The sequence below is a fragment of the Gilliamella sp. B3801 genome (assembly GCF_026536645.1).
GTDB lineage: Bacteria > Pseudomonadota > Gammaproteobacteria > Enterobacterales > Orbaceae > Gilliamella > Gilliamella apicola_I.
In genome coordinates this window covers 142,464-166,758 of record NZ_JAFNNR010000003.1, presented here as the reverse complement: position 1 = coordinate 166,758, position 24,295 = coordinate 142,464, and the positions used below count along the sequence as shown (strand labels likewise).

General features: G+C 35.2%; 27 protein-coding genes and 1 tRNA gene. 5 read left to right on the top strand and 23 right to left on the bottom strand.

Going from position 1 to position 24,295, the window contains the following annotated elements:
- Positions 1 to 153 precede the first annotated feature (153 nt).
- The 5 genes from rpsO to prmB form a co-directional block, all read right to left on the bottom strand.
- A complete protein-coding gene (rpsO, locus tag J3U14_RS03580; protein ID WP_065559597.1) occupies positions 154 to 423 on the bottom strand; it encodes a 30S ribosomal protein S15 in 270 nt (89 codons plus the stop codon).
- 140 nt (positions 424 to 563) lie between these two features.
- Positions 564 to 1,487: a LysR family transcriptional regulator gene (locus J3U14_RS03575; RefSeq protein ID WP_065559598.1), complete on the bottom strand. Its 924-nt coding sequence runs from the start codon at positions 1,485 to 1,487 to the stop codon at positions 564 to 566.
- Between the two features lie 423 nt (positions 1,488 to 1,910).
- A complete protein-coding gene (locus J3U14_RS03570) occupies positions 1,911 to 2,666 on the bottom strand; it encodes a TSUP family transporter (protein ID WP_267350634.1) in 756 nt (251 codons plus the stop codon).
- Between the two features lie 13 nt (positions 2,667 to 2,679).
- Positions 2,680 to 3,750, bottom strand: a complete 1,071-nt coding sequence (aroC, locus tag J3U14_RS03565; protein WP_267350636.1) for a chorismate synthase — start codon at positions 3,748 to 3,750, stop codon at positions 2,680 to 2,682.
- A gap of 29 nt (positions 3,751 to 3,779) precedes the next feature.
- Positions 3,780 to 4,673, bottom strand: coding sequence for a 50S ribosomal protein L3 N(5)-glutamine methyltransferase (gene prmB, locus J3U14_RS03560; RefSeq protein WP_267350638.1), 894 nt, complete (start codon positions 4,671 to 4,673; stop codon positions 3,780 to 3,782).
- Between the two features lie 386 nt (positions 4,674 to 5,059).
- Between prmB and J3U14_RS03555 the strand changes: the two genes are divergently transcribed.
- Genes J3U14_RS03555 through J3U14_RS03545 form a run of 3 tightly spaced genes read left to right on the top strand, consistent with a single transcriptional unit; the run spans position 5,060 to position 6,726 of the window.
- Entirely contained in the window at positions 5,060 to 5,944 is an 885-nt protein-coding gene (locus tag J3U14_RS03555) for a tyrosine-type recombinase/integrase (RefSeq protein WP_267350640.1), read from the top strand.
- Between the two features lie 10 nt (positions 5,945 to 5,954).
- A complete protein-coding gene (locus tag J3U14_RS03550; protein WP_267369572.1) occupies positions 5,955 to 6,383 on the top strand; it encodes a hypothetical protein in 429 nt (142 codons plus the stop codon).
- A gap of 13 nt (positions 6,384 to 6,396) precedes the next feature.
- Entirely contained in the window at positions 6,397 to 6,726 is a 330-nt protein-coding gene (locus J3U14_RS03545) for a tail fiber assembly protein (protein WP_267350644.1), read from the top strand.
- Here the strand turns inward: J3U14_RS03545 and J3U14_RS03540 are convergent.
- The 16 genes from J3U14_RS03540 to J3U14_RS03465 form a co-directional block, all read right to left on the bottom strand.
- On the bottom strand, positions 6,723 to 7,253 hold the full coding sequence (locus tag J3U14_RS03540) for a tail fiber assembly protein (protein WP_267350646.1): 531 nt from the start codon (positions 7,251 to 7,253) through the stop codon (positions 6,723 to 6,725). The two genes, J3U14_RS03545 and J3U14_RS03540, sit on opposite strands and share 4 nt — an antisense overlap.
- Positions 7,254 to 7,569: 316 nt before the next feature.
- Positions 7,570 to 8,967, bottom strand: coding sequence for a hypothetical protein (locus J3U14_RS03535; protein ID WP_267369571.1), 1,398 nt, complete (start codon positions 8,965 to 8,967; stop codon positions 7,570 to 7,572).
- Between the two features lie 44 nt (positions 8,968 to 9,011).
- Positions 9,012 to 12,743 carry a phage tail tip fiber protein gene (locus J3U14_RS03530; protein ID WP_267350653.1) on the bottom strand — a complete coding sequence of 1,244 codons (3,732 nt, stop codon included), beginning with the start codon at positions 12,741 to 12,743 and terminating at the stop codon, positions 9,012 to 9,014.
- A gap of 7 nt (positions 12,744 to 12,750) precedes the next feature.
- Entirely contained in the window at positions 12,751 to 13,353 is a 603-nt protein-coding gene (locus J3U14_RS03525) for a tail assembly protein (RefSeq protein WP_267350655.1), read from the bottom strand.
- Positions 13,343 to 14,065 (bottom strand): C40 family peptidase, encoded by a 723-nt coding sequence (locus J3U14_RS03520; protein ID WP_267350657.1) that lies wholly within the window; start codon positions 14,063 to 14,065, stop codon positions 13,343 to 13,345. Before J3U14_RS03520 ends, J3U14_RS03525 begins: the two co-directional genes overlap by 11 nt.
- A 1-nt stretch (position 14,066) precedes the next feature.
- Positions 14,067 to 14,801, bottom strand: a complete 735-nt coding sequence (locus J3U14_RS03515; protein WP_065559614.1) for a phage minor tail protein L — start codon at positions 14,799 to 14,801, stop codon at positions 14,067 to 14,069.
- 62 nt (positions 14,802 to 14,863) lie between these two features.
- Complete coding sequence (locus J3U14_RS03510; RefSeq protein WP_220215504.1) at positions 14,864 to 15,205, bottom strand: phage tail protein; 342 nt, start codon at positions 15,203 to 15,205, stop codon at positions 14,864 to 14,866.
- A gap of 339 nt (positions 15,206 to 15,544) precedes the next feature.
- Positions 15,545 to 18,115, bottom strand: coding sequence for a phage tail tape measure protein (locus J3U14_RS03505; protein WP_267350659.1), 2,571 nt, complete (start codon positions 18,113 to 18,115; stop codon positions 15,545 to 15,547).
- A 35-nt stretch (positions 18,116 to 18,150) separates the two neighbouring features.
- Complete coding sequence (locus J3U14_RS03500; protein WP_081299198.1) at positions 18,151 to 18,456, bottom strand: DUF1799 domain-containing protein; 306 nt, start codon at positions 18,454 to 18,456, stop codon at positions 18,151 to 18,153.
- A complete protein-coding gene (locus tag J3U14_RS03495; protein WP_267350661.1) occupies positions 18,453 to 18,767 on the bottom strand; it encodes a phage tail assembly chaperone in 315 nt (104 codons plus the stop codon). Before J3U14_RS03495 ends, J3U14_RS03500 begins: the two co-directional genes overlap by 4 nt.
- 16 nt (positions 18,768 to 18,783) lie before the next feature.
- Positions 18,784 to 19,440: a phage tail protein gene (locus tag J3U14_RS03490; RefSeq protein WP_220215507.1), complete on the bottom strand. Its 657-nt coding sequence runs from the start codon at positions 19,438 to 19,440 to the stop codon at positions 18,784 to 18,786.
- A 24-nt stretch (positions 19,441 to 19,464) separates the two neighbouring features.
- Positions 19,465 to 19,872, bottom strand: coding sequence for a phage tail terminator-like protein (locus J3U14_RS03485; RefSeq protein ID WP_081299199.1), 408 nt, complete (start codon positions 19,870 to 19,872; stop codon positions 19,465 to 19,467).
- Positions 19,873 to 20,022: 150 nt separating this feature from the next.
- Complete coding sequence (locus J3U14_RS03480) at positions 20,023 to 20,499, bottom strand: lysis system i-spanin subunit Rz (protein ID WP_267369570.1); 477 nt, start codon at positions 20,497 to 20,499, stop codon at positions 20,023 to 20,025.
- Positions 20,499 to 20,939, bottom strand: a complete 441-nt coding sequence (locus tag J3U14_RS03475; RefSeq protein WP_065559620.1) for a D-Ala-D-Ala carboxypeptidase family metallohydrolase — start codon at positions 20,937 to 20,939, stop codon at positions 20,499 to 20,501. Before J3U14_RS03475 ends, J3U14_RS03480 begins: the two co-directional genes overlap by 1 nt.
- Positions 20,940 to 20,950: 11 nt before the next feature.
- On the bottom strand, positions 20,951 to 21,277 hold the full coding sequence (locus J3U14_RS03470; RefSeq protein WP_218837354.1) for a phage holin family protein: 327 nt from the start codon (positions 21,275 to 21,277) through the stop codon (positions 20,951 to 20,953).
- A gap of 348 nt (positions 21,278 to 21,625) precedes the next feature.
- Positions 21,626 to 22,162 carry an antiterminator Q family protein gene (locus J3U14_RS03465; RefSeq protein ID WP_267369569.1) on the bottom strand — a complete coding sequence of 179 codons (537 nt, stop codon included), beginning with the start codon at positions 22,160 to 22,162 and terminating at the stop codon, positions 21,626 to 21,628.
- Between the two features lie 287 nt (positions 22,163 to 22,449).
- Here J3U14_RS03465 and J3U14_RS03460 point away from each other — a divergent pair, with 287 nt between their 5' ends.
- Both J3U14_RS03460 and J3U14_RS03455 read left to right on the top strand, forming a co-directional pair.
- Positions 22,450 to 23,145, top strand: a complete 696-nt coding sequence (locus J3U14_RS03460) for an XRE family transcriptional regulator (protein WP_065558733.1) — start codon at positions 22,450 to 22,452, stop codon at positions 23,143 to 23,145.
- A 522-nt stretch (positions 23,146 to 23,667) separates the two neighbouring features.
- Positions 23,668 to 23,949 (top strand): hypothetical protein, encoded by a 282-nt coding sequence (locus J3U14_RS03455; RefSeq protein ID WP_267349683.1) that lies wholly within the window; start codon positions 23,668 to 23,670, stop codon positions 23,947 to 23,949.
- 96 nt (positions 23,950 to 24,045) lie between these two features.
- On the opposite strand, the gene J3U14_RS03450 is transcribed toward J3U14_RS03455, so the two are convergent.
- A tRNA-Ser gene (locus tag J3U14_RS03450) sits at positions 24,046 to 24,133 on the bottom strand.
- Between the two features lie 71 nt (positions 24,134 to 24,204).
- On the bottom strand, positions 24,205 to 24,294 hold the full coding sequence (locus J3U14_RS03445) for a YnhF family membrane protein (RefSeq protein WP_143425968.1): 90 nt from the start codon (positions 24,292 to 24,294) through the stop codon (positions 24,205 to 24,207).
- Between the last annotated feature and the right edge of the window lies 1 nt (position 24,295).

Sequence of the window (24,295 nt, the reverse complement as noted above, 5' to 3'; positions counted from 1 at the left end):
AGCTCTCATTAGTCGCGCGAAACATGAGATACAATCTTTTAATGTGTTGATTTACAAAAACGAATTAATTTTACTTTCGAGCTGAGCATTATAGCAAAGCTCAAATTTTTAACAACGAAAAAGAGGCCTAAGCCTCTTTCAAGTAGATTTTGATTAGCGACGTAAGCCTAATTTTTGAATCAATTGGTTGTAACGTTCGATATCTTTACGGCGTAAATAGTCTAATAATTTACGACGGCTAGATACCATACGTAATAAACCACGACGGCTGTGGTGATCTTTTTTATGCTCAGAAAAATGACCTTGTAAATCATTAATACGCGCAGTTAAAAGAGCAACTTGAACTTCAGTTGAACCTGTATCGTTAGTTCCACGACCATATTCAGCTACGATTTTCGCTTTAGCTTCTACAGTTAGAGACATAATAAACCTCATAAAATTAGTATAAAACATGGCATGTCCGATCTCTAATTCAGACAACCTCGGTATTCATATAAATATGAATTGGGCGCAATTATACTGAATTTTATTAAAATAGCAATTTGATTTACGTAACTATAAGTTTACTTAAGTTCAAAGCCATACTCTTCTTGAATCAATTTTTTCAATGCTTCAATATAATTTTGTGCAGACAGGCTTAATTGGGCTTTTTGCGAAGTAATCCAACCTATCAAAATTTTTTCATTAACTTCAAGTGGTATGGATAAAATATCAGACCCATTTAAATCCGTACTTAATACGCCAGTACTAATCGTATAACCATTTAACCCATGCAACAAATTAAACAAGGTGGCTCTATCACTCACATGAATACTTTTTTTATGGTAAACAGTACTTAAAATCTCTTCAGAAAAATAAAATGAATTATATTCTCCCTGTTCGAAAGACAAATAAGGGTAATTTTCAAGATCACTTAACGTTAACGATTTCATTGATGATAAAGGATGATTGGTGCTGATAAATACGTGTGGGTGGGCTTCAAATAGCGGATGAAATGTCAATCGATGTTCTTTCAGTAAGCGTAGAATCACTTTTTGATTAAAATCTGTTAAATATAAAATCCCAACTTCACTTCGTAAATTAGCCACATCGGTAATGATATCGTAAGTTCTGGTTTCTCGGAGAGTAAACTCATATTCATCAGTATGATTTTTTTTGATGAGATTCACAAATGCATTGACAGCAAATGCATAGTGTTGAGTGGAAATGCTACAAAGTTGTTTTGAAGGGACTTTTTTTGAATAATGTTGTTCTAATAATTCAGCTTGATCTAAAACTTGTTTCGCATAGCCTAAAAATTCAACGCCATCAGTGGATAATGAAACTCCTTTAGACGTTCGTACAAAAATTTCAATACCAAATTCTGCTTCTAATTCTTTAACTGCTGTGGATAAGCTTGGTTGGGTAATATAGAGATTTTTTGCAGCTTCATTAATTGAACCTGAACGAGCAATTTCTAAAATATAGCGTAATTGTTGTAGTTTCATAGCGTCACTTATTTAGTCGTATAAGCCCATTACGGGATAATATCTTGTTAACTATATACCAAAAATTAGCAGATGTGCACTAACTGATTGTTTAAAATTAAATCTGACATACAGGCACAATACTATTTAATTTATTTGTTTACCAAATGAAATGTAATTGGGATAGTTAAATGAATGAGGAGTTGAAAATCTAGACTAACAGGTTTTATAAGTGATGGGTGAAAGGAGTAAATGAAAGGATTAATTTTGCAACGTAATTGCGTGTGTTAATGAATAGAGCCAATTGATTCTACCAATTTAAAATTGTCTAGCTGACCAGTTATAGCCTCGTTTTGATTCAATAAACATGTATATGAATCATGATAATTACCTATTAATCGACCTTGAACAAAGTTGACTTATCCTTGTTCGTATCTATTGCCATTAAATAAAAAAATTTTCGTAGATTAGTTTGATGCTCATAATGGTCGAAACGGTGATTAACATAGGTCTGATTAATTTGCGCCCTTTAGTGATTACCATTTTAGCGCCTACCCTTGCTCCAATAAATTGACCTAATAACATAATCAGACCAATTGACCAAACAACTTCGCCACCTAAAATAAAAAAGATTAGACCAGCTAAATTTGAGGTGAAGTTTAAAACTTTAGTATGTGCCGTTGCTTTTGTGAGATTAAAACCTGCAAGGGTAATATAAGCCACAGCGTAAAATGAACCCGCACCGGGGCCAAAAAATCCGTCATAAAAACCGATTCCCAAAGCAGGTATAAGTGCAAATTGAATAATAGAGAAACGACTTTTACGATCATCTTCGCCAACTTTTGGCGAAAGTAAAAAATAAATGCCTACGCTAATAGTTAATATGGGTAGTAAAAGTTTTAAAAATTCAGCTTGAACATGGATGACTGAAATCGTACCTATAGCAGAACCAATAAAAGCAAATGCAATCGCCCACTTTTGCTGTTTTAAATCAACCATACGTTGACGAATAAAATAGAGACTAGCTGAAAAAGATCCACCACAACTTTGTAACTTATTTGTTGCTAACGCACTAGCGGGTGGCAGCCCTATAGCGAGTAAAGCTGGCACAGTTAATAAGCCTCCACCACCAGCAATTGAATCAATAAAGCCAGCTACAACAGCGATAGCAAATAATAAAACGAGTATTTCATCACTCATAAATGATTACTCATCATAAATTCACATCGCTGCATTGAGCTCGATAACGAAGATAATGATCCATCAGCACTATAGCCACCATTGCCTCAGCTATCGGAACCGCACGAATCCCCACACATGGGTCATGTCGCCCATGCGTAGAGACGTCAACCGATTCACCAAATACATTTATCGAACGACCTGATATTTCAATACTTGGCGTGGGTTTAAGGGCAATATTGGCGATTATCGTTTGTCCGGAACTTATCCCGCCTAAGATACCACCAGCATGGTTAGATAAAAAACCATTTGGTGTAATTTCGTCTCGATTTTCGCTTCCTCGTTTAGTGACAACCGCAAATCCGTCGCCAATCTCAACCCCTTTTACCGCATTGATGCTCATTAAAGCATGAGCAAGTTCAGCATCTAATTTATCAAAAACAGGTTCCCCCAATCCTACAGGAACATTTTCAGCCACAATACACACTTTAGCACCAATCGAATCTCCCTCTTTTCGTAACGATCTGAGTAGCTGATCGAGCGACGCAAGTTTTGATTCATCTGCACAAAAAAATGGATTTTGTTCAACTTGCTGCCAATCTTTTAATTCGCACTCAATATCCCCCATTTGTGCTAAATAACCACGAATTTGAATACCCATTTTTTCGTGTAGATATTTTTTAGCTATTGCTCCTGCCGCTACGCGCATCGCTGTTTCACGAGCAGAAGAACGCCCTCCCCCTCGATAATCTCTTATCCCATATTTGTTGTGATAAGTGTAATCTGCATGGCTAGGTCGAAAAATATCTTTTATTTGGCTATAGTCTTGCGAACGTTGATCGGTATTTTCAATCATTAATCCAATACTTGTACCAGTTGTTACCCCTTCAAATACACCAGATAATATTTTAACTTGATCAGGTTCTCGGCGTTGGGTGGTATAACGAGAGGCGCCTGGGCGACGGCGATCTAAATCTATTTGTAAGTCTGATTCAGTTAATGCTAATCCCGGTGGTACACCGTCAACAATACATCCTAATGCAACACCATGCGATTCACCAAACGTTGTGACTTTAAATAATTTTCCGATTGAGTTTCCAGACATAATAACCTTATTCCGATTAATGCATAAATTTATTTAAAATAGTGATGATATTTTATCAAATCTTGCTGTGTGATTGAAAATACCCCGAATCCACCACGCTCAAAGTCAATCCAATTGAAAGGAACATCTGGATACTGTTCTTGCAAACTAACCCAACTATTTCCTACTTCACAAACAAGGACACCGTCGGGAGTTAAGTAATTAATCGAATCATGCAAAATTCGTTTTACTAAATCCAATCCATCAAATCCGGCTTCCAGCGCCAGTTTTGGTTCGTATAAATATTCTTCTGGCAAATCATTCATATCTTCTTCATCGACATAAGGCGGATTGGAGACAATAAGATCGTATTGTTTAACCGGCAAATCATTAAAGAGATCCGACAAGATAGGAGTAACTTGAAAGTTCATTTCATGCAAGTCGATATTAGTTTGAGCAACATCGATTGCCTCAAGCGAAATATCAGTGATATCAACATGCGCTTTAGGAAAAGCATAAGCACAAGCAATACCAATACAACCACTACCGGTACAAAGATCTAAAATATTTCCAGGCGGTGTGGTAAGTAGCGTTTTGAAATGATCATCAATTAATTCACCAATCGGTGAACGAGGTATTAAAACTCGTTCATCAACATAAAAACTATGTCCACAAAACCACGCTTGATTTGTTAAATAAGGAGTTGGAACCCGATCGTCAATTCGCTTTTGAATAATATCAAACAGAAACTGTCTTTCTTCTTCCGTCAGATTGGCCGCGTAAAATTCGGGAGGAATAGATAATGATAATCCTAAACTGGCTAAAATAAGTTGTTTTGATTCATCGATAGGATTATCCGTTCCATGTCCTAAATAAATTTCTGATTGACTGAGTTGTGAAGTTGTCCAGCGAATAAAGTCCTGAACAGTACTTAAGTTTTCCATAATGGCTCCAAAAGATCGAGGAGAGGAAGATATCATTCGTCAATGAAGGTCATCTTATTCTCAATAAATATCGCAAATCGAGTGTTTAAACAAACCTTTAAAATTGTATCATTCATTTATTTCAACAATTTAATTATTCGCAATATAGGGTGAAGAAAGTAAGTTAAATAAATTAAATATACTCATTATGATAATCTATCATTTTAGAATTAATTTTAATTCATTTATGAATTTTTTAACTACGCGAAATATTATCAAAGTATTTTATTATATTCAATTATTCATTCTCAATCATAATAGTGAGTCATGGAGAGTATTTTTTAATAATGACTTGATAAATATAAATTTAACAGATATAAAAAACATTTTAGCTTAATGAGGCAATCATGTTTTTTCTTTCTAAATTATTTAAACCCCAAAATACTCATCCAAAATCCGTTAACAATTGGCTTGATGAATATATTACAATTCTTGCCGAACGTAATTTAAAACCCAAAACAATCGAAATAAAAACGTATTTGCTAAAAGTTATCCGTCAGCAAATTGGAGATAATCCTCTCTCCCAAATAACCCCTCCTGATATTTCCAAAATTATTAAAATCTACACAGACCAGGATAAAGCACCGTCAGCAAAATGCATGTACCACTTGATCAAAGATATCTTTCGAGAAGCTTACGCACAAGGTTGGAATGACAGAAACCCAGCCGAGCCAATCAAATGCCCTAAGGTTGTGGTCAAACGTTCACGCATGACATTAGGCGAGTTCAAAAAAATATTGAGTGAGGCGGAAAAAACAGGAAACAAAATAATGCATGACGCTATGACATTAGCATTAGTCACAGGTCAACGCCGTTCAGATATAGCTGAAATGAAAAAATCAAATGTTAAACGAAATTATTTATTAGTTGATCAGTATAAAACAGGTGCAAAAATCGCGCTACCGATAAAACTTGAATGTAAAAAAATTGGCACCAGTTTACGGGACATTATTGAATCAGCTGATAATGATTTTCTGGTCAGTCGTAATAATGAAAAAATAAAATTAGACGATATAACGCGTCAATTTTCACGATTACGCGATAGAGTTTTTAATCGTGATTATTGGACGGGAACACCTACCACGTTCCATGAAATTAGATCGCTGTCAGAGCGTTTATATAGAGAACAACGAATTGACACAATGACATTACTCGGACACAAATCTCAGCAAATGACTGATAAATATAATGATAGTCGAGGACGTGAATACAAAAAACTGAGAATAAATTAAACCTATTTATATGGTAGGTAGCGCTATTGACGTCGTGTCAATTAGTGTAAACGGTGAACCATTCATTACGGATATCTCAGAGATTCAATCTAAATTAACAGATTTGAATAACAGGGTTTATATTACTGAATCATATCGAAATGGGGATAGTTGGTATCAACGTTTTTCCAATGGCTTTATCATGCAGGGTGGGACGCAGAAAATTGGCGACGTAGGGAAATTATCTGGCGGTAGCGTAACATTTAATATGATAACACCATTTTCAACAACATGTTGGACACCTCACCTAGAACAGATATCAATAAATCAAGGATGGAATTATTTAACAAGTTGTATACCGCAAATTTATACTGATAGATTTGTTTTGTATATTTATAACAATCACTCATCGTTGGTTGCATTTCAGCCAGTGTTTAGATGGTTGGCGTGCGGTTATTAGAGGAGATAAGATTATGACATATACTGACGAAGAATATGCAGAAATGGCAATAAAAGCGAATGAAGAAGGGAAGGTGTTAAAAAACATAAATGGCAAGTTAATGCTCGTTGATTCTGAACCTATTGCGTTAACTAACGAACAAATTGTCTCACAAAATCAAACTATGAAAATCTCATTAATCAACGAGGTTAACGAAAAAATAGCTATCTTACAGGATGTTATAGATTTAGATATGCAAGAATCTAATGAAGAGGAACAGCTAAAACAATGGAAAAAATACCGCATTTTATTAACTCGTGTTGATGCATCAGATGTTAATGTGGTATTCCCTGAAAAGCCCTAAACGGGCTTAGCTGGGAATTCAATATCTAATTTATTTGTATCAATAGATTTTAGCTGTATACGATATAATTTCCATTTTTTCAGTAGTTTTTTATCCTCATCTGTTGCTATTTCAAGCTCTATTTTGTCATTCAAGATTTCTATCTCACTATTAGCATCAGATAACAAATTTGCTAATTTTGATTGGTTTAGTTTAATGATAAAAGCATTTTTTTGCTCTTCATCAAGTATCCATTTTTCACCATTCCATTTGCAAAATTCGAATGGCTCAAGTAGAGTAAATCCTGCTTTTAGTTCACCAAGGTAGTCAATTTTAACAGTTTCTTTTGTTTCAATATTAAAAGCGGTTTTTTCGCGGTTATCCTCGACGAGAATCCATTTCCCGTCTTGTTCGCATGGACAATAACCCTCTTTAATTGTAGGGGCAATCCGTAGCGCATTATCAGGCGGTAGCGTGTCATCGTTCGCCTCTAATTGATGTGTAAATGGTTTTAAATCGTTTGTGTTATCGTAATAATAATTAATCATAAATTTTCCTATTTTGTTCACCTACTCGACAAGTAGGTAGTTGGGAGGATGATGCTATCCGTAATATAAAAGGAGGGTTGCCTCTCGGTGATTTTAAAGCGCTTCTCGGACATGCTAAATTAATGGCAGGAGATAAAAATGGTGCTATATCAATATCATCAGCTGGAGATGATTATGTTGCAAGCTCGATCTCGACACCAAATCCACGTCAGTTGAGATGGGTATTTTTCGACTTTGACGCATCACGTTTTGTGCCAACCTCACATGAAAACAGAACTATTAATCTCGGAGGGACCCCAGTTATATATTTAGGAGTTTAAACACCCAGATAAATTACGGGGGTCCCTCCGATATTGATTGCTCTATTCTCATTCGCGGTTGGTGCTACTCGTGAAGCATCGAACGATAAAACTGTATGCCATCCGTGGGAATTTCCACCATATGCTGGTTTGGCAATGGCATCGACCCTAAACGCACCATTCGCATCTAGTTTCGAAGTGAGAAAATTACCGAATTGGGCGGTAATATTACGTGTAGCGTCATCCTCCCAACTACCTACTTGTCGAGTAGTTCCATTTACTGCACGCATAAAACATCCACGTCCATCTGGCGCAAATGCGGTTGGCACGTTAATATATTGAAGACCGTTAATAGTTTTAATCGTAATGCGATGATCGTTTTTATAGTTAACTGATAAACTATTTAAAGCCTGTCCCTGCGGCGAACTGAGCAGATAATTATCACCATTTCTGAAATACCAACCGAACGGCAATTCATCACGCCGAAATGGCATTAAATCCCATTTTCCCACCCAGTCAGAACACACTAAATGGTTACCTACCATATAAATAGGTAAGCCGTTCACATCTTTTTTAACAGCAGGAATAGCACCAATATCATCAGCCGTTGGTTTATTATTAGGCGAATAAACACGAACATCATTTTCTTTTAGCGTTTTAACATTTAATGAACCATTAATTGACTGATCATTTGCACCGGATTTTTTAAGAAAAACGGTAGTATCAATTGAAGATGCGGCATTTTTAGCGTCTTCTGCTGATTTTTTAGCATTTTGTTCAGCTGTTTTAGCATTGTTCTCAGACAAGCTGGCAGCATTTGCGCTATTACTAGATTTTTGAGCTGAATCACGTGACGCTGTGGCTGATGAACTAGCACTATCTGCGCTACTTTTTGCTGATGCTGCACTATTGTTCGATGATGAGCTTGCGTTTTTAGCTATATCGGCATTTTTTGATGTCTGTTCAGCGTAGACCTTACTCTGTTCCAGTAATTTGGTGAGTTCATTTGCAATTGAATATTGTGATTTTATTGTGACTTGCCTACCATCAGGAGCGGTTAGGGTAACCGCATCCTCACCCGTTAATATCATTTGCCATGCATCGAGTTGTGTTTGATAATAGTTTAACATTTCAGATATTCGCAATGCTAATGCCTCAATAGAAACATTAGGCGATGTTGGAATTTGGTATTTAATACCACTCCTTGTTTTTCCATTGTATTTATTTGCTAGCGTTAATTGTGTATCAGATTGAACTGAAGCTATTTCGCAAATTTCTATAAAACCTTCAGTATTTAACAGCAACATTTGACCAGCACAAATACCAATTAATGAATTGGTCCATTTTGTACCAACTCCCGTTACTATTTTACTTCCATTTGTTACTGCTATCGTACCTGTATTATACCACGACATAAGTTCCCTCGAATTTAATTGAATGCTTTGAGATTTATTTACTACTAATTGATTATGAAACCATCTGAGTTTTTCATTAAAAATACTAGCGTATTGAAACTAAATAAATATATTGGTCGACCTTCACCCGGTTTATTAATTGTGATCGAAATATCGACTTTTTCACCATAAGTAAATGGCGGAATATATAGACATAAATTTCGAAGCCTATTTTTAGTGTAAATTTTTTTTAAATCCATTGGATATTGATTATTGAATAAAATTGTAGGATTACCTCGAAAATTTTCCGCAATTTCCCATCTATTACCTATGATATTTTTAGACCAAAATTGAGATTTAACAATGATTTCATTAGCAAAACAAAGTTTTTGCCATTGTCCATTTGCAATAACACTCATTATATGTACATTTTGATTCGGATTTAATTCTTGCAATGTGACATCTTTCACAAATGAAACGGCCGAAAGCACATTCCCCTTGATTTGATTAACATTTAGAGTACCTTTAATTTCACAATTCTCATTGATAACGACATTATTCAACTCTCCTGATGTGGCACGCAATCTCCCTGAAATGTCAGCATTAATGGCTTTCAATGTTCCTGTATGCTTGGATAATTGCCAACCAGATACACCCTCTCTAAAATTATTTGATTCAATAACATTGCCAATTTTCGTGTTCGTTATTGAAGCATCACCAATAACTGCATCATTAATGACAACTTGATTACCCTGTGTCGTAAAGACTGTTTGAGGATTTCCATTGGCTGAGTTCATGATTGAAAAACGATCTTGAAGAAAAATGACATTACTTTGCATTCCTTGTTCAGTATTTTCAACACCCATTGTCATACCTGCAACATACTGTTGACCTTTGTCATCTACTTCAACTTTCATTGTACGATGAGCTGAAACTTTACCATTTAAATTATTTACCGTTTCACTGACATCTGAAATGGTGGTAGAAACATCTCCAACTTTTGTGTTAATTGCCTGTATTGATTTGGCAGTAGCGGCATTTTGTTCAGCTGTTGTCTGTTTTAATTCTGATAAATTGCTATTTATATTACCGTATTTAGCGTTCAACTCTTTTAAAGCAATGGCTGTTGCTGCTTTCTCAGTTAATAACGCTGAATGGGTTTCATGAATTTCAGCGAATAAGTTGCCGTTTTCAACTCTGCGCTGTTTTGTCTCAGCGTCTATAGCCAGTGCATTTTCAATAATGGATTTTGCATTCGCTATTGAATTAATAGCAGCATTATCTGCAGAGTCGACAAGAGATTGCCAAGCGTCTGTTTCTTTTATTTCTTCAAAAATATGGTCTGTCAAATCGTTAGTATTGGTACTTGAAACACCTCTAACCCAATCTGTCCAATCACTGATGTTACCAATTTTATCGACAAGGCGAGCACGGTAGAAAAACTGTTGACCTATAGCTAACCCGGTCTGAGAATAATTGCAAGTTGGGTAACTAACATTGCTTAATAGCAGGGCATTTTCTTCATTTTCAGTCGTACTATATTGAATTTCTGTGTAACTACTATCACCGCTTCCAATTGGAAACGACCAATTAAGGTCAATACCAAATACCACACTTTCGCTAGCAGTAAAGTCTACTGGTCTGTCAGGTTTACCAACTTTTCCCTTGATTGCTTTGGCTTGTGAATAAGCCCAGGGTGAAGATGCATCTATCGCATTTACTGCACGTACTCGAACTTCATAAACACCAGCGTAAACACCTTCGACGGTAAAATTCGTTCCATTAGTTCGCCCAATATTAATCCAAGACGAATTATCTTTTCTCCATTGAGCAATATAGTTTGTCGCACCTTCTACCACATCCCAAGAAGCTTGTAATGATGCCACTGACAGGCCTTGAGATATATAACTACTTTCTGATAAAACAATATTTTTGGGGGATGAAACTGAACTTGGTGGAGTAACAGTTATTGGTTTTGACTCTAATCGTATACCTTGATCTATATATTTGAATTTATTTGGATCATGATGAATAGCCGTAATTGTAAACTGACCTTCATTAGACGATGATATTGAGGTTACTCTATAATACTGAATAGCGATATTATCACTATCAATACACCATACTGCACCAGCAACTGGTGTCAGTTTATAATTAGCCGTAACAGTGAGTGTTTTTTTATCTGTACTAATCGCTCTAATTGTTCGGCTTTGCGCAGAACCATCTGGTAAATTAAGGACTAACCGATCGCCCACATCATATTCAACGGCTCTATCTAATGTGATTTTTCGTCCTTCAACAGCGTGAATACGCCCGCCATTTTCTTTGCCAGAACGAGAAGGGTCAGCAATCCCAATAATTCGTGCAGGTAAAGGAATATAGCCATCGAGTCCTACCGAAAATGTGATCACTTCATCTTTTGCATTAGAAAGTAAAGCCCAACGTCCACGTCGTTGCGCTTCAGCTTGCGAAGTACAACCTATCGCTGTTAATTTCATGACATTGACATCATAACGACGCATCAAATCATGATCCCACACTGCCTCAACATCATCACAATAATGATTGTTAGGATCAGAATATGCAACTAAACAGGATGTATAACGATTTTTATATGAACCACCAGAATAGGTAAAATCACCGATAACATTAGAAGGATGATAGATAAAATCTGGTTCATCTTGTGGCATATCTGCGGTTAAACAGATCTGATCATTACCCCAAAATATAATACCCCGAAATGAAGCCACTAAATCTTTTAGAACGTTATAAGCCTCTTCTTGACTTTGTATATATTCGTTACAAGCAAAGCGAGGTTCCATGCCACCTCGACCATCAGGTACCATTTGATCACAATACTGACCTAATTGATAAATTGACCATTTATCGAGCATTGTTGAATCAATTCTGACCCCCATACCTGCTATCTCATCACGCATCAAATAATAAGAAAGCCAAGCAGGATTATTGGTATATGCCATTTTAAATCCGCCAGTCCAAGTGCCTGAATAGGTCCTGTTTACCGGATCATAATTGTCTGGTACTTGGACAATTTTTCCTTTCAGTTTACAACTAATTTTAGGAATAGAACCATTAAATTGGCTAGCATCTAACTCGATATAAAGTAGAGCGGTATTAGGATACCGTAATTTACTGTCAATAATTTCCGCATATGAAAAAACACTAAACGCATTAATCAATTTATTCGATTTCGAATCAGGTGTTAATCGTCTAACACGTATACTCCACCCTTCTAATGCATTTGGTAAATTGATGCGATGATCTCGCTGATATTCTGAGGTAGTTTTTCCATTAAATTCACCATGAATAACAGTTTCAAACGCACTGCCATCTGTTGATAAGTCAATAGTATACTTGGTAACAGTTCCTACCGTATCACCATTTTCTTTATAATGTAAATGACTTGGTAAACTTAATTTGATTCTTATGGCATCTAATTCTAGATTACTAAATGATCGTATCCAAGGATTGTCAGATTTTACTGTAAAAGCGGCTTTTAACTCATTACTTATTTCAGGTATTCCTTGAATATAATCTTGCGTTTGAGCACCATTACGGAATTCCCATGCAACACCATTAAAATTACGTGTACCATCGAGATTGGCTAGTGGAGTATTATCAATGAATATATTTTGTTCTGTTAGATCGCCTTGAATTTCCCCTTCACTTAATGCTAAAAGCACTTTGAGCTTTGCTGTTGAAAGCAAATTATCGGGTTGTTCATAAGGTCTATGTTGCTTTTTTTTACCGCCCTTTTGACCTTCTATTAATTGCATAATCCACCTATTGTTGATCTTCTGAATAAATACCCGCGTTAATCACTGCGCCACCAATTTCACGGTTACCTAATAAAACAGGAACAGGATAGCCTACCGCATTGGTATTAACGGGCGCTCCAAAACCATAGTTAGGTTTATTTTCAGTATTTGATGCCCCGCCTGCGTTAAATTTAGGCTGAGGGGTAAGTAATTGCACAATGCCACCTAATGCCATGCTCAAACCAATACTAGCTAAAACTGAAGATGCAGTAATTTCAGCACCCAATAGCGTTAAAGAGGCACCACCAGTAAAGAAAGCACCAATTAAAGCAACGGCTCCGATCACAACTTGTAATAAACCACCACTTTTTGCGCCTTGAGCTATCGGCATAATCACATAATTTTTGCCATTAACATTAATATCAAACTCATCAATTCCAATATTTTTTCCATCCACAAAAAAGGCAAACTTAATGCCTTTTAAATGAGCCGTACTCATATATTTTTCAAACCCTTTTATTGTCACACAAAGTGCGCGTAGCAATTCCCGGATATTGTTTACGTCATACGTATGCTTTTTTCCAAATTGCCTTGCCATTGCACCTTTCAATGTTAACTTACTGAGCATTCAATAACTCCTTATGCCGCACAATGCGAACAGTTCTATCTCTAAAATATTTACCGTAAGGTGTACGTGTAGATAATTGACCGTACAGGTGGTGTAAAATAAGATTATCACCCACATAAATAGCAGCATGATTTGTGACTTGCGAACCAATGCGCATCATAACTATGTCCCCGACTTTCATTTCATTCAGACCGACTTCAACAAATCCTTCTGCTTGCCAATTATCATCATAAAGATGCTCTTTCCCACTATCCCACCATTCTCGTGGCACTGAATAATTGTTTAATTTAATCCCATATTCACGATCATAATAATCCATTATTAATGACCAACAATCAGCGTGACCAAGCAACCATTGCCGTCCGGTATAATCTCGATTTATTCGTGGCGATATTGTGCAAAAATCACCATCAGGGGCAGACATTATTCCCCATTCAATACCTGTATAATCACATTGAATACGGTCAAACTCTGACGGAACCAGTGACGTAACATCAGGATGAGAATGAATAATCATGATAATTTCACCTTGTTTTTCTGCAGCTAACTGTTCTTCTGGTGATATTAAAAAATGCGCTTGTGGATTATCTGAAATGTTTTTACAAGGTAGATAGATCTGTTTTTTTCCCGTATCAATAATGAATCCACAAGCTTCATTTGGGTATTCGCTATCCACATGCTTTTTGATTGAATCTAGTAATTTTTGTCGCATATTACTTACCTTGAAGATTAGCCGCAGGAAAACCGCCAAACGGAAGAGGTTTATTACCATGTCGGGCTTTACAATCTTTTAATAGTCCTCCACATTCATCTTTTGCCGGATCATCAACGGCAATTCCATCTTTGGTGAAAAACTTATTTCCAGCATAATCACAGCCTGTACCTGAGCGGTACCATCCGCGCATACACCAAGTACATAGTGTTGTGATTTGCCTGGTAGGCAATTGTAAATTTTGAATATCAAATGGCGAACAAAGTTCAAATTCAACAATAGCTTTCGTTTCTTCGCGTTTATTATTAATAAAAAATAATTGAACTCTTTCTTGAGTTGGATCGGCTGTGGCATTACCTGCTAACCAGTTGTCTGAATCAAGATATTTTGCCATTGTGGTATGAATTTTTACTCTCGCTTGAACTAAATCATCATAATCTATACACAATCTAGTCACTCTTCCGTCAATATTACCGATTGACAATTTAGGGGTAGGTTGTGCACCCGTACTACTTAATTCAAGATCGCTTAATTCATACGGATACGGTAAATATTCTTTACCTTGCCATTTTATAGAAGGTAAATTTCCAACAGCAAAGGAAGCCCACCCTTCAGCAGAGATATTATGAGAATGAAATCGTAAAACCTCATCAAGCCCAAATTTTGTACAATCAACTTCAATAAGTTGTATCAGCTCATTGCCTTCAATGGCTTGTAAATCTTGTGTTATTGACATGTTCTCTCCATCAATCCCCAAAACTTAATTAAGAAAATTTTTTGAGGTCTACATTTGAATAATTAAGGTGCATAAGATTGGACAAAAGTAAAACTTAGCTTTACCACATTCGAAGAGATAAATTCAGATTTGATTGATTCGTTTTGAACACGATATAATCTTTCTTCTCCCCAAGGGTTAACCCACTGAAAGGAATGAATAATATGGCTGTTAAGAAACTGACGGATTTCAGATAATTCGTTACAATGACCCGTATAGGACAAATCCCATGTTTCACCTGATTTATTGATTCCAGAACTCCAAATTTGCGAATATCCATCGTTAAATTTTACTTCTGTGATACTCATTTTTTCCCCTCCATTGGGGGAATGCATTGTTTTCCATTTAAATTTATCTACTTTCATATACTCCTCAAACAAAATTTGGTTTTGAATATGTCTAGGTAATTTAGTTGAATTAAAAACATCAAAATTGAGTAATTAACAATACAATTTTTTGACATAAGCGTGAGAACGGATATTTATTAATGTGATCAATTCTAACTTTATGTTTTTTTTGCAATAAGAAATTAACTTAATTTTGTTGAACTGAATCCATTTACGCGCTATAGACGACTAAAATACGATGATATTCCAAGAAATAGGGATGACTAAAAATGAGTTGTTATTGTGTTTTAATATTCGAATAAGTATTAAAATTATGCCATTTAGAGATTTTAATAAGAATCTAAATGGTTAATATTATTACTTCATCGCATACATGACGTTGTATAACTCTCCTCCCGGTGAAACTGATTTTTTAAACATCTCATTCATTTGCCGTCTAATAACTGCATCTACTTGAGATTGAACTTGTTTTGGATCGGTATTTTTGCCATGAGTAGAAGTACTATTTTCTGAAGACATATTTAATACAATATTGGGATTAACAGTGATTGCATTTGAAGAAGGAGTTGTGCGTTGGGCTAATGCTATCGGAGCCGAAATAGAGGTATGAATATAACCACCGCTATCGTATCCTTTATGAGAATCATTCATCAGACTATAAAGATAGTCTACACCTAATCGTTTAGTTGCCTCTTTTGTAAAAACAAACTCGCCTTTATGAACAATTCCTGCTGGTTGGTACTTGTTACCTCGTCCGGTAAAACCGCCCGGTACCAATGCATATCCCACACTTCCACCCGAAGCATATCCAAGAATTTCACCCCCTGTATAAGCTTGTTGAAGCCCTCCGGTCGCTTTTCCTCCACCACCAAAACTCGTTAAAGCTGATTGAATAATCTGCGCTAAAATCAATTTATTTATAATTTCAATCAGATTAACTAAGATAGTTTTTGCAAACTCCTGAAAGTTTGCTTTGCCTGTTGTGACAAGCGTTGTCATCATTTGAGACATAGATCCAATTGAATTTTGCGCAAAATCTTTAGCAACACTAAAAACATCTTGAGATGTTTCAGCAAATTCTTTCAAACCGGTTGTTAAACCAGCTATCCAATCTCCTTTTTGTAAATCTTCTTGCACAAAACTTTCTTCTAAAAGTTGAGCTGCCTCAAGGTAGTTTTGGGTTATAGTGATGATGTTTTCTTGACTTAGATTATTACTCGGATCTAAATCTTGTTCCTTATTTCTTTCTAAATTAATTCGACTTTGATACCTTGATGATTGAGATGATGTCATTCCAAAGGTCGCTTTTTTATCTGCAATCTCATTTTGTAATTGAGTAGAATTGTGAGTAATATTTTGTAAAATCTGTTGGGCTTTGATTCGACCATTGATTTCTTCAGAAATTGCCGCATTTTTTTCATATTGAGTAAGTAACGACGCTTTATTGGCTAGTAAATAACGTTCTTCTGCGGTTAGTCTACTTTTATTGTTTTCTTGTTCCAAGATGTTAATCTGAGCTTGCAAATCAAAGTATTTTTTACGTTCTGCCGTTATCGCAGCGATCGTTGCATTCTGTTCTTTTAATGATTCTAGTTGAATTTGAAGATTTTTCTCATCACGTTGACTAGTTTTTAATAATGACGGCGCACTATTTTTTGAAGAAAATAAAGTATTTATTTTATTTCTATTGCCTTTATCGCCTTGAGGGTTGCCATTTAAATCATTTAATGACTCCAGTACTTTTTTAGAGTTATGGACTTTAATGATAATATCTTTCAATTTAATTATAAAATCATCTAAATTATCATTTCCTACTCCCGTTTCCTTTGATATATTTCCTATATAAGTTGCAATCTCATTTAATTTATCAGCCAATTCAAATGAATCTGAGATTTTACTTATTGCATAAAGTTTATCATAAAAAACTGATGCATTTTCATTACTAATATTAAAAGATTTATTGGTTTTCTCAATTTGTTGACGAATATAACGTTGATTGTCAGGTCTACCATCAGTATAGCTTAAATTATACTTTATTTGGGGATGTTCAGCTAAAATATCCCTGGTTAAAGATTCTTTTGAACTTATAACTCTTTTTGCATTTAAATCAAACTCTTCTAAAAGCTCATTAATTGCTTCTCTCGAATGAACAATTGTATTATCGGACAGTCTTTTAGAAGTTTGAATAAATGCCGTCGCAAGGCTAGGATTTATATTTGCTAGCTCCTTCAATTCATCAGTAAATGAAACTGTTCCATCTTTATTTAGTTTAACAATACCATACAATTTTTCTTGGGATTCTCTTAAACTATCAGTGGCAGATACAGCATTATCAAAATAGTCAAACAAATCCTTACCGACGACGGCACCCACTTCAACTATCGTACCAATAGCTTTTCCAACAGGACCGAATAATTCACCAATTTCTATTCCATGTTCCGCCAGTGTCATTAATGGATTTTTCTTTACATTCGCTTGTGTGGACATCTGTTTCATTTGATTTGAAATCTGACTTAATGCCGCACTCATTTTTTCACTTGTATTGGCAAATGTTTCTTGCGATTCAATTATCCCAATTAATTGATACTTAGAGCTTTCAATTATTGAATTAAAAACTTGAAAAGCATGAGCATCAATAAATCCATTTCCATTATTGTCAGATAATTGTTGTTGCACGTAAAGCAGATTATCCAATGCTTTGTTGACCGGATGAATGATCCCTAATAACTTATTATAGACTCCAATTTGGTTATACAAAGATTCCAATTGACGTTTACTAATATTGTTATGCATTAGTTTAGATGTATTTAGTGTTCTCAAACTTTTATCAGTGGTTTTAAGCTTTACATCTAACTCGTTAATTCTTTTAATCTCTTTATCAAGATTGCCTGTATCAACTTTTAATGATAATGTAGTTGTTTTTGACATAGATTACCCATATTAAATAAACCGACTTTCGTCGGTTATTTTGATTTGTGTATGATTGTTAAGGCCTGACTTTCCATTAACCGAATATCATTAAAAATTTTTTGGTTTCCTTTAATATCAAGCATTTGCATTACCCAAGGTAAGCAATTATAGTCAAGACCTAAAATACCACTCATGCTTGTTCTCCACTGCGTTGACATGGCTTGGAATAACTGGAAAGCATCCCAGTTATCTGACCATATTTCTATATACTCATCTTCATAATCGACTTCCGATAGCCCAAAAGAATCAAGTTCAGCTTTTGAAGGCGTTGATGAATAAAGTGCAGTGGCAAGCTCTATGAGTTTTTTTCTCGTTGTCCCAACATCTCTTTATAATAAGTATTAGTTATTGCTTGCCAAGCAGCAGGATAGTTATTTAATAAGATATTTAAATTTTCTTGATTAAACTCTTCATCCAAATTCCAACCAGATACAATTTTTATCATAAATTCAATGATAGGTTTATCCTTAAGCTCGGTTTCAAACACGGTCAGTTTATCAACTGAATAATGTTTGAAATCAAAGCTAATTTGACCATCGTCCAATCCAGGACGCGGAATGGAAACTTCACATCTAAATGTCGGATCTGCAATAAGTTTAAATTTTGCCATGATTAAAATGCCCTAATTAATCTTTATAGAAAGTGATTGCTGGTGACTCAACTGTCGCACTTACTTTTACAGTTTCAATATCATTAATGGCTGTTGTAGGCGTCGGATCAAAAGCAATACGGACAGAGTCATAACGTGTTTCTTTAGCTTTAGGAACATACATTTTCATTGCAACAACATTATTGGTTAAATCCAACTGTTGTAACAATGTGTAGATAGGTAATGAGCTGTCATGAGCAATGGTAAAACTTTTACTTTTCGCTGATTTGATAGTCGGTAATTGACGTTCTGCATCATCATCAAGGAACTGAATTTGAATAAATTGCTGTTCACCACCTTCAGTAGCAACCTCTTTAATTTGAGGTAGTTGTTCCCATTCCGTTATTTTGGTAATAGTTCCTTGTCCTTCTCCAACAGGGAATACCGTTGTATTACTAGTATTAATATTGCCCAAAGTCACTTCATTGTTATTTACGTGAGAAATTTTTGCGACAATATTATTCAATTTAGTCCATGATGAAGTGAGCATGACTTCGTCCCCGACCACTAGTCCATGCCCTGAATTTAACGTTACCACTGCTTCTTTAGCATTAGAAATTGAATTAAAGTTAGTTACTTCGTTGTGTGATTTTTGCACATACACACGTGAACCATTAGGTAAAGCAAAACCCATAATATATATCTCCTTAAATTTTATTTAAAATATAGAATCAGCACGATAGTTAAAGCTGATCGGTAGTGTATAACAAGCATTATCCATTTTTGCTGGATAAACACTTGGTATAGAATTTACATAAAGTGAAAAGTTATGACTTGTTAACTCTAAATTGAGTGGAAAATGCTGAATAATTTCATCAGATATTTGTTGAGAACGTAACTTACCGCTATTGATAGGTGCGACAACAGAAATTTGATAAACACCTCGATAAACCTTCAATTTTCCTTCTGAATCAACGCTTGTTGTTACTTCTGGTAAAATATAAGTTCTGAGATAAATATCGGAATGAGAAAGAATTTCACTATTTTCATCGAAAACAGGTAAGTTCAGTTTTTTTGCAATAATATCAAGGTGAGATTCAAGCAATGCTGAGATTGTTGAAATCAAATTATCATCTCCTTAGCGACATTTTAAAAATAGATCTTGTTAATTATTGTTTGCTTATAAATTTCATAAAAACTTCAGAAATTAAGGAAGAGTTTTTAAATTTATTCAATAAATTCGATTAGAAAAAGCTATTTACACCTGATAAAACAATTATCTATTACACATAAACAGTGTGTTATTTTGAGGTGCAATGACCTGACAGTAGTATTGTTGCCATCCTTCGATTAGGGCTTGGTTATAGCTGATTGCGTGGGTAAGACGGTAATAATCTTGTTGAGAAGATTTTGCAAGTCGTAAGGCTTTGTCAGCAATATCGCCGGTGGCGGCACTATTTCGTTCGAGGGTGGCGACTTTGATGCGCAACTCGACAAGACCATTATCCACATCATCACGTAAACTATCTGTTTTAACCTGTTCATCTTTTATTGTCTCAAGAATATTTGACTCAATTAATTTAATGGCACTGTTACCTTGTTTATACGCGTTAAATTGCGCTTCTAACGCCACCGTTTTAGCCATTGCCAGTTGTTCACCTTGCCAACAGTGATATGCAAAATAAATCGCTAAACCGGTTATTACAATGCCACCATACGGTAATAACTTAATCAACAATATTAATTTATTCATCATACTAATCCGTTTAAATACACCGTTTTACCACCATTTTTGACGGCGGTCAGCACTATTTGGCGATTATGAGTGGGACTGAATCCGATATGAACCCATTGATTATGCTCCTGAATAAGCTTATCAAACACGACTCCTGCATCTATCAATCGTTGACAGATTTGTTTCGGTGTGCCAAATGGCGAACGGAAGTCAACCGCCAAACCTTGAGTGTGTGCACTACTTGCCACCCCGCCTACCCGGGCATTTAATGCCGGACAACGGTAACCGGAAGTAATGATGATGGGGTGCTCAAGGGCTTTTCTGACCAGTTCAAGTTTTATTGCTGTTAATTGGATATTGGGCATCAGTGCTGCCGGTACGGAATTGTCAATTTTTAATCGACTGGCCGTCAATGAGTAGGTAAACTCATCCAGTTTAAAATGTTCAGTCAGTTTCATTAGTTTTCCTTTTAATCATCATGTCCACGTGTTTTTTTTATTAATTGTTCTTCAAGCGCTTTAATTAAGGTTGCACCCGACCACCCCGCTAAACCGGCAACACCGCCGGCCAGCTCAAACTGCCAGTTAAAATAACTGGCTGCCAACACCACCAGCGCGCCGGCAAAAGTAGAAATAAATATCTGAGCAATTAAAATCATCAGATTAAACTTATTCCCATTAATAATGTGATAGCAATAACTGGCTAATGACCCCAGTAAGGTGACAAAAAACAAATAAACGACAACATACCAATTGATATGGTCAGGCTCTTTGATTGGCATAGGTTTCATCTTCATCGTGAGCCTCCTGCTGAGGCAGTTAAAAATAAGAAAAGGTTACGCAGCACTTATGTATAAATTATTTTCTGTGATTGCTCTGCGAACCCGTTGAATTGTGATAACTGATAGTTAAATCGTAGACATAAAAAAACCGCAATGAAGCGGTTGAATAAAAGAGACTTATATTAAAGAAGTTTATTTAATTTATTTTGATTATTTTATATGAATAAACAGGATGTTAAATAACATATTGCAAATTAAAGGCAATAAAAAAGCCCGCTTAGCGGGCTTAAGTAACAATTCTTGATTTTGAGATAATTATACATACATTAGCGTACGTTGTCAAGATTAACTGTCCCACTTTTTTTAAAACACTAAATGTTGCAATAACTCCAGTTCAGTGCCGGTTAACATCGTTTGCATCGATAATGCACCAATAATGTAACTTTCACCACTACTTTTTATTTTTCGGATATTGCCTTCACTACAGGCCAAATCCTGCGCTATTTCACGTAAATTTTTAGGTTTGATAATTAATGTCGACGATATTTGTGTTTTGCTTGGTTCAATATAAAGATGATCATCCACGATCATTTCGTCTCCATAATAAAATTTAATTAAGACTTTTGCTTCTTCTTTTATTTTCGTAATTTTACTGTTTTTCATCGTCGAAATAATGCCATCTATTATTAACCCGTCTTTATCTAAACAGACCTGTTTATATTCCTTTTTTTGGGATTGATATAAACTAAATACTTTGCGTTGTTGATAGGCTTCTTTTCGAGCCCAATTACCCCAACGGGTTAATACTTGAGTGATATCATAATCAGCATTCAAACTCACTTTATTAAGCCATTGTGTCGGGTTTTGATATTGTTCAACATTGATTTGTTTTGCTAGCATTATTCACCTCAAGTAGTTTCATTTTATTAACGTTAAATTAATAACTAGTAAAAGAATTAATTATCAACATGTTTTCATTCATGTTTTATCTCTCTTTCAGTATTAAAGTTATTTTTTATATCTCTATTAGCACTGATCATGACAAAGATATTCTTGAAAAATTCCTTTCAAATAACTATTATTATTAATAATAACAATAGTTATCATAAAAATCAATAACCAATGTTATTTGAATGATGATAACTTGAGTTATACAATAAAGTACTTCATTACAATGGGATAAAAAAATGACGACATTTACAGAAAGATTAAATTCAGCATTGAAACAATCTGGTATGTCTCAACATCAATTAGCTGAAAAGGTTAAAATTAGTCAGCCCGCCATTCAAAAATTACTGTCAGGAAAATCCAATACATCAAGAAAAATTGTTGAAATAGCCAACGCGTTAAATGTTGATTTATTGTGGCTGACAAAAGGCATTGGCAAAGCGAAATTAACTAAAAATAGTGCCAATGCGACAATGTTAGGAGCTATCGATGAATGGGATAGTAAAACACCACTTGATGAGGATGAAGTTGAAGTGCCATTTTACAAAGATGTTAGGCTTTCTGCAGGTAACGGATTTGCTGATGATATTGAAGATTATAACGGATACAAACTGCGATTATCACGGTCAACAATGCGAAAATATGGAATTGATAAAGACTGTGCCGTATGTTTAACTGTTTATGGAGATAGTATGGAACCTGTTTTTAGAGACGGGTCAACTGTCGGTATCAATCAAGCAGACACTAATATTCGAGATGGAAAAATATACGCAATTAATCATGACGGGTTATTAAGAATAAAAATATTGGAAAGATTGCCTGGTAATCAAGTCAAAATCCGAAGTTACAATTCAGATTATGATGATGAAACTGTTTCTTTGGATGATATCACCATTCTAGGAAGAGTCTGGTGGCAATCATCGATATTGGATTGATCGACACATAACATTTACCGCTTCGGCGGTTTATGTTCCTACCATTATGCCCTAACATTTTAATTTTTTATCGTAACCTCATTTTTTATTACTTTTGTTATTGACTTTTTTGATAACTTATATTATCATTATGGTTATCAAAACTAATCAACTTACCATAAAGTTAGCAATACCACGAGTTACTAATGGGGTAACAAGATTCAAGTAGCTAGCAGGGGCTTACGAACATACTGCGGTTTTGATGAGATATTCAATACAAGTTTGTGTAAACCAATTTATTGAATATCTGACAACTGGAAAGACAGTAATATTCTACACCCTTTTGCCCCGAAATCGGGGCTTTTTTAGAGGTTAATATGACGAATAGAGATTTTGTTAAGATGAAAATAAAAGATCGTTTTCATCCTGATTATCAATTAACGAATACCGAGATCAAATTTTCATTATTTGGTATTTTTATTTTAATCTTGTTTGGATTATTGCTTTTTTAGTTGGAATAGATAAACAGCAACGAGGTACGTGATGCATCAATTACACCGATTAGTTGAAAACGCCTATGAAGCTAATTTTTGCAAAATGCTTGATAGAATTGAAAAACAAGATGCAAGAGATGAGTGGATCGATAAACGGGCTAGCGAACTTATAAAAAACTTTAGCAATGAGAATGACTGGCAACTTCTAGAATTAATTAAACTGAAACTTGATAATCACGCAGTTAATGCTGAGATTTATGATCAGTTCGTTTCGGATATTTGCTATTCTCAAGCAAGAGAAGAATCAAAAGCACAATTTAGTAACGTATAGATAATAAAAATTGATACTTTATAATCAATATCCTAAAAACTAAAATGTTAGATAACGCTGTTTTAAACGTAAAGTCCAGCAAAAATCGGGAAGAGATGGCGGTGAGGAAGGGATTCGAACCCTTGATACGTTGCCGTATACACACTTTCCAGGCGTGCTCCTTCAACCACTCGGACACCTCACCTAAATTATAAAGCCTGCTTTTCAAAAGCAGGCGCATACTATAATCGTCACAAAACAATTTTTCAAGTATTTTTAATTCATACAAACAATCACACCAAATGCAGCAATTAAACTGAGTATGGCAACTGTACTAAATAATGCATATTTTAAATTTGAACACATA

Coding starts and splice junctions, on each gene's coding strand:
- J3U14_RS03530 (WP_267350653.1), bottom strand. CDS start 12,743: ATGCAATTAATAGAAGGTCAAAAGGGCGGTAAAAAAAAGCAACATAGA.
- J3U14_RS03455 (WP_267349683.1), top strand. CDS start 23,668: ATGCATCAATTACACCGATTAGTTGAAAACGCCTATGAAGCTAATTTT.
- rpsO (WP_065559597.1), bottom strand. CDS start 423: ATGTCTCTAACTGTAGAAGCTAAAGCGAAAATCGTAGCTGAATATGGT.
- J3U14_RS03490 (WP_220215507.1), bottom strand. CDS start 19,440: ATGGGTTTTGCTTTACCTAATGGTTCACGTGTGTATGTGCAAAAATCA.
- J3U14_RS03465 (WP_267369569.1), bottom strand. CDS start 22,162: ATGCTAGCAAAACAAATCAATGTTGAACAATATCAAAACCCGACACAA.
- J3U14_RS03550 (WP_267369572.1), top strand. CDS start 5,955: ATGGTAGGTAGCGCTATTGACGTCGTGTCAATTAGTGTAAACGGTGAA.
- J3U14_RS03570 (WP_267350634.1), bottom strand. CDS start 2,666: ATGAGTGATGAAATACTCGTTTTATTATTTGCTATCGCTGTTGTAGCT.
- J3U14_RS03515 (WP_065559614.1), bottom strand. CDS start 14,801: ATGTCAATAACACAAGATTTACAAGCCATTGAAGGCAATGAGCTGATA.
- J3U14_RS03540 (WP_267350646.1), bottom strand. CDS start 7,253: ATGATTAATTATTATTACGATAACACAAACGATTTAAAACCATTTACA.
- J3U14_RS03470 (WP_218837354.1), bottom strand. CDS start 21,277: ATGAAGATGAAACCTATGCCAATCAAAGAGCCTGACCATATCAATTGG.
- J3U14_RS03475 (WP_065559620.1), bottom strand. CDS start 20,939: ATGAAACTGACTGAACATTTTAAACTGGATGAGTTTACCTACTCATTG.
- J3U14_RS03495 (WP_267350661.1), bottom strand. CDS start 18,767: ATGGCAAAATTTAAACTTATTGCAGATCCGACATTTAGATGTGAAGTT.
- J3U14_RS03575 (WP_065559598.1), bottom strand. CDS start 1,487: ATGAAACTACAACAATTACGCTATATTTTAGAAATTGCTCGTTCAGGT.
- J3U14_RS03480 (WP_267369570.1), bottom strand. CDS start 20,499: ATGAATAAATTAATATTGTTGATTAAGTTATTACCGTATGGTGGCATT.
- J3U14_RS03445 (WP_143425968.1), bottom strand. CDS start 24,294: ATGTGTTCAAATTTAAAATATGCATTATTTAGTACAGTTGCCATACTC.
- J3U14_RS03535 (WP_267369571.1), bottom strand. CDS start 8,967: ATGTCGTGGTATAATACAGGTACGATAGCAGTAACAAATGGAAGTAAA.
- J3U14_RS03505 (WP_267350659.1), bottom strand. CDS start 18,115: ATGTCAAAAACAACTACATTATCATTAAAAGTTGATACAGGCAATCTT.
- J3U14_RS03555 (WP_267350640.1), top strand. CDS start 5,060: ATGTTTTTTCTTTCTAAATTATTTAAACCCCAAAATACTCATCCAAAA.
- J3U14_RS03460 (WP_065558733.1), top strand. CDS start 22,450: ATGACGACATTTACAGAAAGATTAAATTCAGCATTGAAACAATCTGGT.
- J3U14_RS03545 (WP_267350644.1), top strand. CDS start 6,397: ATGACATATACTGACGAAGAATATGCAGAAATGGCAATAAAAGCGAAT.
- prmB (WP_267350638.1), bottom strand. CDS start 4,673: ATGGAAAACTTAAGTACTGTTCAGGACTTTATTCGCTGGACAACTTCA.
- aroC (WP_267350636.1), bottom strand. CDS start 3,750: ATGTCTGGAAACTCAATCGGAAAATTATTTAAAGTCACAACGTTTGGT.
- J3U14_RS03520 (WP_267350657.1), bottom strand. CDS start 14,065: ATGCGACAAAAATTACTAGATTCAATCAAAAAGCATGTGGATAGCGAA.
- J3U14_RS03510 (WP_220215504.1), bottom strand. CDS start 15,205: ATGAAAGTAGATAAATTTAAATGGAAAACAATGCATTCCCCCAATGGA.
- J3U14_RS03525 (WP_267350655.1), bottom strand. CDS start 13,353: ATGCTCAGTAAGTTAACATTGAAAGGTGCAATGGCAAGGCAATTTGGA.